General features: G+C 39.0%; 9 protein-coding genes. All 9 read left to right on the top strand.

Going from position 1 to position 13,428, the window contains the following annotated elements; genetic code table 11:
* Positions 1-16 precede the first annotated feature (16 nt).
* The 9 genes from JM81_RS13860 (at position 17) to JM81_RS13820 (ending at position 13,425) form a co-directional block, all read left to right on the top strand.
* Positions 17-1,594: a RagB/SusD family nutrient uptake outer membrane protein gene (locus JM81_RS13860; protein ID WP_222430306.1), complete on the top strand. Its 1,578-nt coding sequence runs from the start codon at positions 17-19 to the stop codon at positions 1,592-1,594.
* Between the two features lie 94 nt (positions 1,595-1,688).
* The gene (locus tag JM81_RS13855; protein WP_144804311.1) at positions 1,689-2,948 is read left to right on the top strand and encodes a PD40 domain-containing protein; all 1,260 of its coding nucleotides are present in this window, start codon (positions 1,689-1,691) and stop codon (positions 2,946-2,948) included.
* Between the two features lie 12 nt (positions 2,949-2,960).
* Positions 2,961-4,238 carry a DUF4861 domain-containing protein gene (locus JM81_RS13850; RefSeq protein WP_144804309.1) on the top strand — a complete coding sequence of 426 codons (1,278 nt, stop codon included), beginning with the start codon at positions 2,961-2,963 and terminating at the stop codon, positions 4,236-4,238.
* A 73-nt stretch (positions 4,239-4,311) separates the two neighbouring features.
* The gene (locus JM81_RS13845; protein WP_261375061.1) at positions 4,312-5,613 is read left to right on the top strand and encodes a glycoside hydrolase family 105 protein; all 1,302 of its coding nucleotides are present in this window, start codon (positions 4,312-4,314) and stop codon (positions 5,611-5,613) included.
* A 3-nt stretch (positions 5,614-5,616) separates the two neighbouring features.
* A complete protein-coding gene (locus JM81_RS13840) occupies positions 5,617-6,972 on the top strand; it encodes a sulfatase-like hydrolase/transferase (RefSeq protein WP_144804305.1) in 1,356 nt (451 codons plus the stop codon).
* A 4-nt stretch (positions 6,973-6,976) separates the two neighbouring features.
* Positions 6,977-7,291 carry an L-rhamnose mutarotase gene (gene rhaM, locus JM81_RS13835; RefSeq protein ID WP_144804303.1) on the top strand — a complete coding sequence of 105 codons (315 nt, stop codon included), beginning with the start codon at positions 6,977-6,979 and terminating at the stop codon, positions 7,289-7,291.
* Positions 7,292-7,328: 37 nt separating this feature from the next.
* On the top strand, positions 7,329-8,810 hold the full coding sequence (locus tag JM81_RS13830; protein ID WP_144804301.1) for a glycoside hydrolase family 28 protein: 1,482 nt from the start codon (positions 7,329-7,331) through the stop codon (positions 8,808-8,810).
* 21 nt (positions 8,811-8,831) lie between these two features.
* Positions 8,832-10,976, top strand: coding sequence for a hypothetical protein (locus tag JM81_RS13825; protein WP_144804299.1), 2,145 nt, complete (start codon positions 8,832-8,834; stop codon positions 10,974-10,976).
* Between the two features lie 7 nt (positions 10,977-10,983).
* Complete coding sequence (locus JM81_RS13820; RefSeq protein WP_144804297.1) at positions 10,984-13,425, top strand: glycosyl hydrolase 115 family protein; 2,442 nt, start codon at positions 10,984-10,986, stop codon at positions 13,423-13,425.
* Positions 13,426-13,428: the final 3 nt, after the last annotated feature.

The raw sequence follows: 13,428 nt of genomic DNA, 5'->3' as shown, positions 1-13,428 counted from the left end.
CATTAATAAAAAAATCATGAAAAAATCAACAAACTTTTATCGATTCATACAACTGACAGTTATGGGTATGCTCATCATAGGAACATCAGGTTGTAGTCTAGAAGAAGATGTATATTCCATTTATACGCCAGAAACATTTTATTCGAACGAATCTCAAGTTCTTTCATCGCTTTCGGGTGTATATAGAAACTTTGCCGCCACAACAGGTATGGGCGTAGAATATAGATGTCTGGAATTACCTGCTGATCAAGTAGTCGTACATGAAAAAATACAAGGCTGGTGGGGCGGTGCTAATTTTAGCGAATTAATGGAACATAAATGGCAAGAAGATCACGCTTATGTAGCGGGTACTTGGGATTCCTATTTTAAGACCGTAGGCCAAACAAACGCCTTAATAGCATCCTTGGAAGGTTCTGCTTTGTCTCCTGAAGAAATTGCGGGTCCCATTGCTGAACTTAGAGCTTTAAGGGCCTATGCTTATTTCCTCTTGATGGATTTATTTGGTAATGTTCCCATCTTTACCTTACCAAAAGTTGATGCATTGAACTTGCCCGAGCAAAACACAAGGGCAGAAGTTTTTGATTTTGTAACCTCAGAGTTTATTGCGGCCGCTGAGGACCTACCTGCCAAAGCAGAAGCAGGTGATGCTTATTTTGGACGATTTACCAAAGAAGCTGCCCAAGCTATGCTGGCGACAATTTATTTAAATGCAGAGGTATATACGGGAACTGCCCAAAATGATAAAGCTATCGAATATGCAGATTTGGTAATCAACTCAAACGCTTACAGATTGTTACCAGAATATTTTGACAATTTTAAGTTTGATAATAGTAATAACGATGAATTTATTTTCGGTGCCGTATATTCTCCGGACATTGCCGGTGGAATTGGTCATCCTTTGGTACAAAAAGTATTACCTGGTATTCAAGGTGGGCTGTTCGGCTTACCGTATACACCGCAAAATGGGTTTGGCACTAGACCATCGGTACTCGCTCTTTATGAAGACGGAGATGTTAGAAAAGACATGTTTATAGGTTATGGTGATTTGGTAGACCCTACCACAGGAGAGGTAGTAATGGTTGAGCGTGTGATTCCTGATAACAATTCTACATTATACGTTCCGGGTAAATCTTCTGAGGGACCTGTTCCTTACAACATTATACCTGCAACCGGAATTCGATTACAGCCTATGAATGCGGGTATTAAATGGGTAAAATGGGGCTTAGACCCAAATACAAATGGCGGTAATGCAGGTAATGACATTGCTTTTATACGATATGCGGATATACTATTAATAAAAGCTGAAGCATTGGCAAGAAAAAGTGAATTTTCTGCAGCCTTACCACTAGTTAATGAAATAAGAGAGCGTAGCGATGCTGAGCCTTTAGATGCGGTTACGTTAGATGACATTTTAGATGAAAGAGGAAGAGAATTAGCTTTTGAAATGTCTAGAAGAAGAGATTTAATCAGATTTGGAAAATTTGGTGATGCTTGGGAATTTAAAGAAGTATCAGAACCTTTTAGAACTATTTATCCAATTCCGAAAACTGCATTAGAATCCAATAACAAACTTGGGCAAAACCCAGGGTACTAAAATATAATTACAGCTTTTGTTGTAGTTTGTTCAGAAGACCCTGTTTTACAGTTGCAGGGTCTTTTTTTCAATTTAAAATTTTATCTTGAATAGTATGAAAAAGACCGTTGACCAAATTCTGATTCTTATTTTGAGCCTTATATTTTTTCAAAATGTCCAAGCACAGAATATTAATGGTAAAGATTATACCCACCTTGCCAATGTATACAACACATTTGATATAGCAGGTGATGATATTTTTGGACAGCGTTTCCTTTCTGAAAACTATACCTTTAAAGATAAAGTTACAGGGGTTACCGTAAATGCACTTACTACTTCAAGACATGGTAATTCAAAAATGTACCAAACACATCCGCAATGGACTGCAGATGGAAAATATATTGTTTTTACTTCTAATAGAACTTCAAAAAAAGATAACTACGACAGTCAATATTATGCTATCTCTACCAATGATTTTACCATTACACAGATTACCACGGGTAAAAACAGTAGGGACTTTCATCTAGGATGGCACAAAAATGTTGCCTATCAATTTAAAGGAAACAATCTAATTGAAATAGATGTTGAACAACTATTAAAAGATAGTGAAACTGGTAATATCAAGAGTTCAGAGGATTATGAAACACTTTTGGCGACCGTACCAAAAAATATTAAACCTTCTGGCCTAGGTCTTGACGCCAGTGAAAAAGCAGCTTACTTTTCCTCCAAAATCAATGAATCGTTATACGCCATATATAAAGTAGATTTCATAACTGGAAAAACGGTAAAGTTAAAAGAGGTTCCTTTTTGGGTGGGGCACTTACAAGCCAATCCCTTTGTTAAGGGCGAACTCATGTATTGTTGGGAAACCAGAGGTGATTCTCCCCAACGAATGTGGTATCTTTCTATAGATAAAAATGGTAAGGTAACGAACAGACCGCTTTATGAGGAACGTGAAAATGACTGGGTCACCCACGAGGTTTTTATGGGTCCGGATAAAGTACTTTTTCATTTAATGGGACATTTAGACCGGTTACAAGAAAACCAAACGGGCATCTATTCATTGAACTTAAGAACAAACGAATTGAAATTTCATGGGCAAACCGGTGTTGGCGGTTATTGGCATTGTAATGCCACACCAGATGGAAAATGGATTGCTGGTGATACGTTTGATGGTAAATTATATCGAATTAATGCAGATAACCCAAAAGATACGACCTTGTTGACCACGGGTCATCGATTATTAAGTAAAAGTCCATTTTCTAGTGAGGCTCATATGCATCAATCTATAAGTCCTGATGGAAAATGGATTCTTTTCAATTCAAGTCTATTGACCAAAAACGATATTATGATCGTGCCCGTACATCCTAAGTAAAACCATTAATTGATGAAAAAAACAATTTACAGTCTAGTCTTGTCCAGTTTTCTATTTGGCTCTTCTTGTACAAGTCCCCAAGTAAAAAACCAAGAAATACAACTTACCAACAACTCTAAAATTAAATTGGTAGATAAACCTATCTCCATTAAAAGAACACAGTTAACGGTAATTGATAGTACGGCAATACATCCTATTGTCATTTCCGGAACAGACACCATTGCTTCACAAGTCAATGCTTCGGATAACGATACAGCATGGGACGAGTTATTTTTTGTAATGGACTTTGCCCCAGAAGAAACAAAGACCATTACAATTGCATGGTCCAAACAATTGCCAAAATATCCCCAACGCACAAGTGCGAGGTTTGGCAAGCGTGCATCCAAAGATGCTCCTGTAAAACCTAAAACGCATGAAACCATGTTGGCCAATGAATTACCATTGAGCATTGGTTACCAACAGTATCAAACGGACGGACCATCATGGGAAAATGACAAAGTAGGCTTTAGGCATTATTTGGATGGAAGAAACGCGAAAGACCTTTTTGGTAAAAAGACCACTGCAATTTCACCTGAAAATGTTGGCATCTCTGCAGACGGTGCAGTAGAAGATAATTACCATACCATGGAAGACTGGGGCAGGGATATTTTGGCCGTAGGCAATTCATTGGGCCTAGGCGGATTTGGTCTTATAAAGGACAGCACCTTAATGAGATTAGGGGTTACCGTAAACGACACGGTGAACAATGTTGAAGAAACCAAATTCAAAATTCTACATGAAGGTCCGGTAAATACCACATTACAGTATAAGTATACAAATTGGAATACTGCCAACGGCATTTATGATGTTAAGGAAACCACTTCTATTTGGCTAGGTATGTACGGCTATCAAAACACGGTAACGATAAACGGTCTTACAGGTGATGAAAATTTAGTGGTTGGACTGGTAAATATTCATAACGATATGCCTTTAGAGGTGCTAAAGAATAATAACAAATATGTCATCTTATTGACCCATGATAAACAATCTTACGATAAGGAATGGTGGCTAGGTATGGCCATAATACTTCCTAAAGAAAAGTATTTGGGCTATATGGAGGCTCCAAAAACCGGTAATTTATCGAACTCTTATCTGGCCATATTGGATATTAAGGACAATGAACCGGTAAAATACTTTGCTATAGCCGGTTGGGAGCTAAGTGATGAAAAATTTGTAGATAGAAATGAGTTCATCAACTATGTTCTAGATATGACAGACCAACTTTCTGTCAACATTAAAATCACACTTTAACCAAAACAACTTGATCAACATGAAAAATACTCGTTCACCCTTTAAAATTACCCTCATATTTAGTTTCCTTTGCTTGAACATAATTCTAGCACAAGAACCAGCCAATGATGTAACGACACCGTTGCATCTTCTACAACCAGATTATCCTACACCATATGGCGTAAAATCCATTGATGAAATTGTGGTAACACTAGATCGTGTATATAACTATCTTGAAACTGAGACTGCTGCTAAATTAATTGATGCAACGACCAAAAAGGAAATAACCGATTTTAAAAAACTAAACCAGAATAGCATTTTTGAACCAGGGGCCTTTAGGTTGACCAGTTATGAATGGGGCGTTACCTATGCAGGTATGACTCAAATTACGGAAGCAACGGGAGACCCTAAATATGCTGACTACACCAATAAAAGACTGAAATTAATTGCTGACATAGCTCCATTTTACTTGGAAAAATATAAGAAGGATAAAGATTATCCTTCGCCAATAGTACAATCATTGCAGCCTCATGCATTAGATGATGCGGGTGCCATTTGTGCCGCTATGATAAAGGCAAAGAGAGCAGGTCTAAATGCAGAATTACAACCATTAATAGATAATTTCATTGACTATATCAGTAATAAACAATTTCGTTTTCCAGATGGTACTTTGGCAAGGAACAGACCCCAGGCAAATACCCTATGGTTGGACGATCTGTTCATGAGCGTACCAGCTTTGGCACAGATGGGAAAATTGACAGGTGACAACAAATATTATGATGATGCCGTAAAGCAAGTTCGCCAATTTTCCAAAAGAATGTTCAATGAGGAAAAAGGATTGTATATGCATGGTTGGGTAGAGGCTATGGACTACCACCCAGAATACAGATGGGCACGAGCCAATGGTTGGGCCGTAATGACACTGATAGAATTATTGGATGTGTTACCTAAGGAACATGAAGGCTATCAAGATGTCTTAGAGCAATTACAGGCGCATATTAAAGGGTTGGTTCAGTACCAAGATGGTACCGGTTTCTGGCATCAATTAATTGACCGTAACGATAGCTATCTGGAAACCTCGGCAACGGCCATATATACATATTCAATAGCCAAGGCAATCAATAACGGCTATATAGATAAAATGGCCTTTTCACCGGTAGTAATCTTAGGATGGAATGCGGTTGCCACCAAGGTAAATGATAAAGGACAAGTAGAAGGTACTTGCGTGGGAACCGGTATGGGCTTTGACCCTGCGTTTTATTATCATAGACCGATAAATGTATTCGCAGCCCATGGTTACGGACCGGTATTACTTGCGGGTTCAGAAGTTATCAAGCTTATAAAAGCAAATACATTTGAAATTAACGATAGCTCCTTACAGCTAAAAGTAGAGTAATTTATGTGTCGATATATCCTGTTGCTAACCCTAACCCTCTTTCTAAGTTGTAATGACGAAAAAAAGGAAGTAGTTAAAGCTACTACTCCCAACATTTTGGTCATTATAGCAGATGACGCAGGTTGGAATGATGTTGGATATAATGGCTCAGAAATATTTACGCCAAATATTGATGTACTTGCAAAAGAAGGAATTCAGTTAAATCGTTTTTACGTGAATCCTACCTGTTCACCATCTAGGGCAAGTTTTTTAACGGGTCGCCCAGCCAGTCGAATAGGTATTGTAGCGCCCATCAGCAATAGAAGCGAAATAAGCCTACCGGACAGCATTGTTACCCTACCCCAACAACTAAAAAAGTATCAATACCAAACCGCATTATTCGGAAAATGGCATTTAGGATTAAAACCCTCTAGTGGACCAAAAAAATATGGTTTTGATTATTCCTACGGATTTCTACACGGGCAAATAGACCAGTATTCCCATGAATATAAAAACGGAGATCCAAGTTGGCATAAAAACGGAATTTTTATTTCTGAAGAAGGCCATGCTACAGACTTAATTGGGACAGAAGCCATCAATTGGCTTACAAAGCACAGAGATACGACCAAAAGTTTTTATGTACAATTGGCCTATAGTGCTCCACATTTTCCGCTACAAGAAACCGAAGCATGGAAAAAACCTTATGTTCATTCTATTAAAAATTCATCAAGAAGGGATTTTGCCGCAGCCATGTCCCATATGGACAATAATATTGGCAAAGTCCTGAACAAACTTGATGATTTAGGACTAACGGAAAATACCATTATTCTATTTATGAGCGATAATGGGGCAATGGAAAATTGGTTTCCAAGCAATCAATATGAGGGTAGACATGCCGCAAATGACGTTTTAGGCAGCAATACACCCTTAAAAGATTGGAAGACTTCCAATTATGAAGGAGCTATTAGGGTACCCGCAGTACTATATTGGAAAGGCATGTTAAATCCCGGCATATCCAATAACTATATTTCTGCCATAGATATGATGCCAACTATACTTGACTTGGCAGGTATTGATGAAATACCGGCTTTAGTGGAAGGAAGAAATATTTGGCCCACACTTACAGGCAAAGACTCTTTAAACTCATCTATTTATGTGCGTGGTCATCTACAGGAAAGTATTATAGTGAAACCTTGGAAGCTGATCAGAACAAGACATTTAACTTCCGATACCGAATACGAGCTATACAATATTGAATTGGATCCAGAAGAAACCAATAATGTAGTAAAGGAACAGGAAGCCCTATTTTCCAGTTTAAAAGTAAGCCTAGAGGACCAGTTTCAATTAGACGACCAAAATGTTAACCTAGATATTCAATAATGCCATGAAAAGAAATGCATTCACCATGAAACTCATAAAAGGCAATGAGCAAGAATATAAAAAAAGACATGATGAAATTTGGCCTGAGCTTTCAAAACTTCTTTCAGAGACGGGAATTTTGGAGTACGCTATTTTTTTAGATGAGGCAACCTCTACCCTATTCGCATTTCAAAAGTTAAGTGACGATTTTGACGAAGCTTTGCTTCCCAATCATCCCATTGTCAAAAAATGGTGGGCATACATGGCGGATATTATGGAGACCAATGCCGATAACTCCCCATTATCAAAAAAATTAACCGAAGTTTTTTATATGGATTAAGACCCGTCAATTAATTACCGATAGCCAAAACAAAGTCATGAAAATACATTCTATTCTACTATATATAACTCTATTGGGGCTCACATTCTCTTGCAAAGAAAAAAATGCTGAAGTAAAGGATAGCCAAAATTCCCAAAATTCAGCGCCATCATGGGTCTCTAAAGTTGGTGCTTCTCCCTTAACATTTAATTCAAAAGCATATTCCGTAAACACATATGGTGCGGTAAATGATGGCAGTGCGTTGACCACCGAAGCCATTCAAAAAGCAATTGATGAATGTGCAAAAAATGGTGGCGGAACAGTATTCTTTGAGCCTGGCATTTATTTAAGCGGATCTATTTTTATTAAAGAAGGTGTTCATTTTAGAATAGATAAAGGAGTAGAAATCAGAGGTAGTCAAAACATTGCCGATTACAAAGAAATAAATACCCGTATAGCGGGCGTAGAAATGAAATGGCCAGCAGCATTAATAAATGTTCGTAATGAGAACAATGTATTGATAGATGGTGATGGCTTGGTAAATGGCGAAGGCAAGGTCTTCTGGGATTATTATTGGGATCTTCGAAAGAACGACTATGAGCCTAGAAGTTTGCGCTGGATCGTAGATTATGATGCCAAAAGGCCACGAACTTTTTTAATATCCAATGCTAAAAACGTATTTTTAAAAGACCTCAACATTCAAAAAGCAGGTTTTTGGACCGTTCAGGTATTGTATTCGGAACATATTACCGTAGATGGCCTAACCATACGAAACAATATTGGTGGCCATGGGCCAAGTACAGATGGTATAGACATAGATTCCTCTAGATATATCTTGGTGCAGAATTGTGATATTGATTGTAACGATGATAATTTTTGCCTAAAAGCAGGTCGTGATTGGGACGGTTTAAGGGTAAACAGACCTACGGAATATGTGGTGATTCGTGATTGTATTGCCAGGGCAGGTTCAGGATTGGTGACCTTGGGCAGTGAAACATCAGGGAGTATTCGACATGTTTATGCATCAAACATAAAGGGTTTGGGAACCAAAAACGGACTCAACATAAAATCGGCCACTACCCGTGGTGGAACGGTAGAGGATATTTATCTTGAAAATATACAGATGGATAGTGTACGTACATTTATGGAAGTTTCCATGAATTGGAATCCAACCTACAGTTATTCTAAATTACCGGAAGAATTTGACCCCGAAGAAATTCCCGTTCATTGGAAAAAGATGCTCAATAAAGTTGAGCCGGAATCAAAAGGCATTCCACACTTTAAAAATATCACCCTAAGAAACATTCAAGTTAAAGGAGCTAAAAAAGCAATTAACGTAAAAGGTTTGGAAAGTTCAACGGTTGAACAAATAACATTGGACAATGTGCACATAGAGGCAGAAACGGCTGGTGATATCCAATATAGTAAAAACTGGAGCTTGACCAATGTAAGTCTAGATGCCGAGGACGGCTTGCCGTTAACCATAGAGAATTCACCAGGGGTCATTTTCCCGGCATCTACGTATTCTTCCAATAAATAAACGCATTAAAAACTGTCAAAAATGAAAAATTTCCTTTTTATAGCATTACTGATTTTCACATTTCAATGGCCCCAAAAGAGTTTAGGTCAAGATAAAATAGACCGCCATGCTTTGGTGACAAGGCATAATGTGAACATACAAACCATAGATACCTTAGGTTCGTTAAACGTAGGTAACGGAAAGTTTTCTTTTACCGTAGACGCTACCGGACTTCAAAGTTTTCCTGAACATTATCAAAATGGAGTACCCTTAGGAACCCAATCGGAATGGGGCTGGCATACCTCGCCCAATGAAGGTGGTTTTAAATTTGAAGAAGCATTAAAGGCCTATGATTTTAATGGCAACCCAAATGCCCTATATGCCATTCAAGACCGTGAAAATGAACGAAACAATGCCGCATCGGATTATTTTAGGTCCAATCCGCATCGCCTACAATTAGGAAATATAGGGTTGATCATTATTAAAAAGGATGGTTCAGAGGCGCTCCCTGCCGATTTAAAAAAGATTGACCAAACGCTCAATCTTTGGACCGGCCAAATAGAAAGTAATTTTGAGGTTGAAGGTTCACCCATAAAAGTGCAAACCTATGCAGATGCTGAAACCGATGCTATTTCGGTAAAAATTGAATCTCCCCTCATAGCACAGCAAAGAATTCGCTTAAAATTCAGGTTCCCCTACCCTACAGGTGAGTTTTCAGATAAGGGCACTAATTATACAACGCATAAAAAACATACTACCACAGTTGAAAATAAACCGGGCAACGAATTTCTTTTTTCCCGTACGTTGGATAATGACCGGTATTTCGTTTCGGCAAAACTATCCAACAAAAGCGGTATTACTAAAATAGAGGACCACTATTACAGTATCACACCGTCAACCTCAACATCTTTTGAAGCTACCATAACATTCAGCGAAAATGAGCCAAAACAGCCTATTCATAATTTCACTAACGTAAGGGCTAAAAGCAGCAACATGTGGAAAGATTTTTGGCTGTCCGGTGGTGCGGTAGATTTTTCCGAATGTACCGATGAGCGAGCATTTGAACTTGAGCGTAGGGTGGTACTTTCGCAATACTTAACACGGTCGCAATGTGCTGGTAACTATCCCGTTCAGGAAACCGGACTAACCTATAATAGCTGGTTTGGAAAACCTCATATGGAAATGTATTGGTGGCATACCGCCCATTATCCGCTTTGGGGACGTACCGGTTATTTAGAAAAAAGTATCGGCTGGTATTTTACAGCTTTTGAAGGCGCAAAAAAATTGGCACAACGCCAAGGATATGAAGGAGTAAGATGGCAAAAAATGACCGATAATGAAGGTGGCGAAACATCATCAAATGTGGGCTCTTTCCTTATATGGCAACAGCCACATGTCATTTACCTTGCCGAACTCATCTATAGAGACAATCCTAAGGAAGAAAATTTAAAAAAATATCAAAAGCTCATTTTTGAGACCGCAGATTTCATGGCATCCTATGCTAATTATGATGCTGAGAAGGATAGATACATCTTGGGTAAAGGAGTCATACCCGCACAAGAATGTTTTGACAAATTAGAAACTTACAATCCGCCATTAGAACTTTCATATTGGAAATGGGCCTTGGAACGGGCACAGGAATGGAAAAAAAGATTGGGAATGGACACTAATCCAAAATGGCAAAAAGTCATCGATAAAATATCGCCAATGGCACAACAAGATGGTGTTTATTTAGCAGCGGAGAGTGTCCCTAATTCATACTCCCCAACAAGCAAACATACCATTGACCACCCGGCCGTTTTAGGGGCCATGAGTTTTCTTCCACAGAACGATTATGTGGATATCCCCACAATGAACCGTACCTTCGATATCGTGGACAAGGTTTGGAATTGGGACCATACCTGGGGGTGGGATTTTCCACTTGAAGCTATGACCGCCACCAGATTAAATAGGCCAGAAGATGCAATAAAAGCACTTTTAAGAGACGAGATAACAAATACCTATTTGCCTAGCGGTCATAATTACCAAACTCCTAGATTAACACTTTACTTACCCGGCAATGGAGGTTATCTTGCAGCTGTGGCCATGATGTGTGCCGGTTTTGACGGAAACACAATTAACAACCCTGGTTTTCCAAAAGATGGCACTTGGAAAGTGAAGTGGGAAGGATTAACAAAAATGCCTTAATAAACATATGATACAGCGTTTACTCATACTAATACTATCGATTCAATTTGTATCCTGTACAAAACAAACAGTTACAGATGGTTTTTTAATTGCCGATAAAACCCATACAACATCCATTTATGTGGACTCTAATTGCGACCCGCTAATATTCTGGGCTGCGGAAGAACTTTCAAAAGACATAGAACGTATTACTGGCGCTAAGCCCAATGTTATTAAAACGAATACCCAAAAGGAAACCGGTATTTATATAGGTGAAGTTAAAGACGAGCTGTTAACAACACTTACAACATCCAATGATTCCTTACTAGGAAAATGGGAGGCTTTTAGCATCCAGAATACTCAACAAAATATTGTCATTACAGGTAGTGATGTTCGCGGAACCGTATATGGCATTTTTGAATTGGCAGAACAACTTGGCGTTTCACCTTGGCAATGGTGGGCAGATGTTGTTCCACTAAAAAAAGAAAAATTACAGCTAGAACTACTTGAAAAAGGTATTGTTCAATCACCTTCAGTGCAGTATCGCGGTATATTTTTAAATGATGAAGATTGGGGGTTACAACCTTGGGCGGCCAAAACCTTTGATACCGAGACCGGTGATATTGGTCCAAAAACCTATGAAAAGATTTTTCAATTGCTATTGCGCCTAAAAGCAAACACCATTTGGCCTGCCATGCACCCTTGCACGCAAGGATTTTTTACGGTCGAAGGTAATGCGGGCATGGCCGAAAAATACCAAATGATCGTTGGCACCTCTCATGCAGAACCTATGATGCGTAATAATGTGGCAGAATGGAACCATGATTTCGGCAAGTACGAATACAGTACCAACAAAAATCGTATCAACGAATACTGGCAATCTCGAATTGCTGAAATAAAAGAGAAAAACGTCAATACCATTATGACCTTGGGTATGCGCGGTATTCATGACAGCGGTATGGAAGGCATATCAAGTCTGGCCGAGGGAATGGCTTTTGTGGATACCATTATGACTACGCAGCGCACAATGCTATCCAACACTTTGGAAAAACCAATAACCCAGATTCCTCAAGTTTTCATCCCCTATAAAGAAGTCCTGGATATCTATAACGAAGGACTAGAGGTGCCGGAGGATATTACGTTAATGTGGACGGATGATAATTATGGATATATACGCAGATTGAGCAATGAAGAAGAGCAAAAACGAATTGGCGGAAGCGGTGTATACTACCATTTAAGCTATTGGGGCAGACCACACGATTATCTTTGGCTGAGTACCACCCAACCCGGACTTATCTGGTATGAAATGAGTAGGGCCTATGCTAACGGTGCAAAAAAAATATGGATCGCCAATGTAGGGGATATCAAACCTGGAGAATACGGAATGGAATTTTTTCTGGACTTGGCTTGGGATATCAATTCAATTGAGGAGTCTACAATTCATGAACATTTAAGACAATGGTCCGCTCGGGAATTTGGCGCTGAGATTGCAGATGAGATTGCCATGGTCATGGACGAATATTACCGATTAGCATTTTTGCGCAAACCAGAATATATGGGTTGGAGCCAAACCGAACCTACAACCACTACCGGGATAACCAACTTTACTAACCAACGTGCAAAAGATAGAATAGCAGCATATGATATGCTCTATAAAAAAACCGATAGTCTACAATCTCTTTTGCCACAAGAGAAATTGGCGGCTTGGTTTCAATTGGTAGCATATCCGGTAAAAGGAGCGGCATTAATGAACCGTAAGTTTCTTTATCAACAATTGGCATTGACCGAGAAGGATGAGGCCGACAAGGCAGCTTATATCAAAAAAAGTGAAGAGGCATTTAACACCATTGAAGAACTTACCGCTTATTATAACAAAGAGCTAATAGGTGGAAAATGGAACCATATGATGTCCATGGCACCAAGAAACTTACCGGTGTTTGATGCACCAACATCCCATAAGCCTAACATAGATACAGGAAGGAACTTTAATGTCACTTTTAAAGGCAAAACTAAAAAAGCATCAGGGTTCAAGACTTCTAAAGGCAATTGGAAAACAATAGAGGGATTAGGGTACAGTAACCAAGCAATAACCCTATTTCCTTTGTCCAACACCCGCTTTAAAAATGACCAACCATGGGTTGCATATGAATTTGATGTGGAACAACCTGGTGCGTATTTATTTGAACTTAGATGCCTCCCAACCCATTCCAACACGTTTGACCATGAAATACGTATAGAAATAGATGGTGAACAGCTAGCACCCATAACATTGAACACAAAAGGCAGAAGCGATCAATGGAAAGAAAATGTATTGCGGAACAGTACGGTAGTAAAGGTTCCCGTACAAGTAGGGAAGACAGGTAAGGTAGCTCTTAAGGTTTACGTAAATCAAACAGGCATAGTATTGGATCAGGTAGCGCTATATCCTGCAGATAGTCCTCATTTTTATGAGTTGCCAATTATGGATTAAAGA

Origin of the sequence: Maribacter sp. MAR_2009_72, from assembly GCF_007827235.1 — a bacterium.
GTDB classification, from domain to species: Bacteria; Bacteroidota; Bacteroidia; order Flavobacteriales; family Flavobacteriaceae; genus Maribacter; species Maribacter sedimenticola.
Note: the sequence above shows the minus strand (reverse complement) of the source record. Positions and strands in the feature narration are given on the sequence as shown.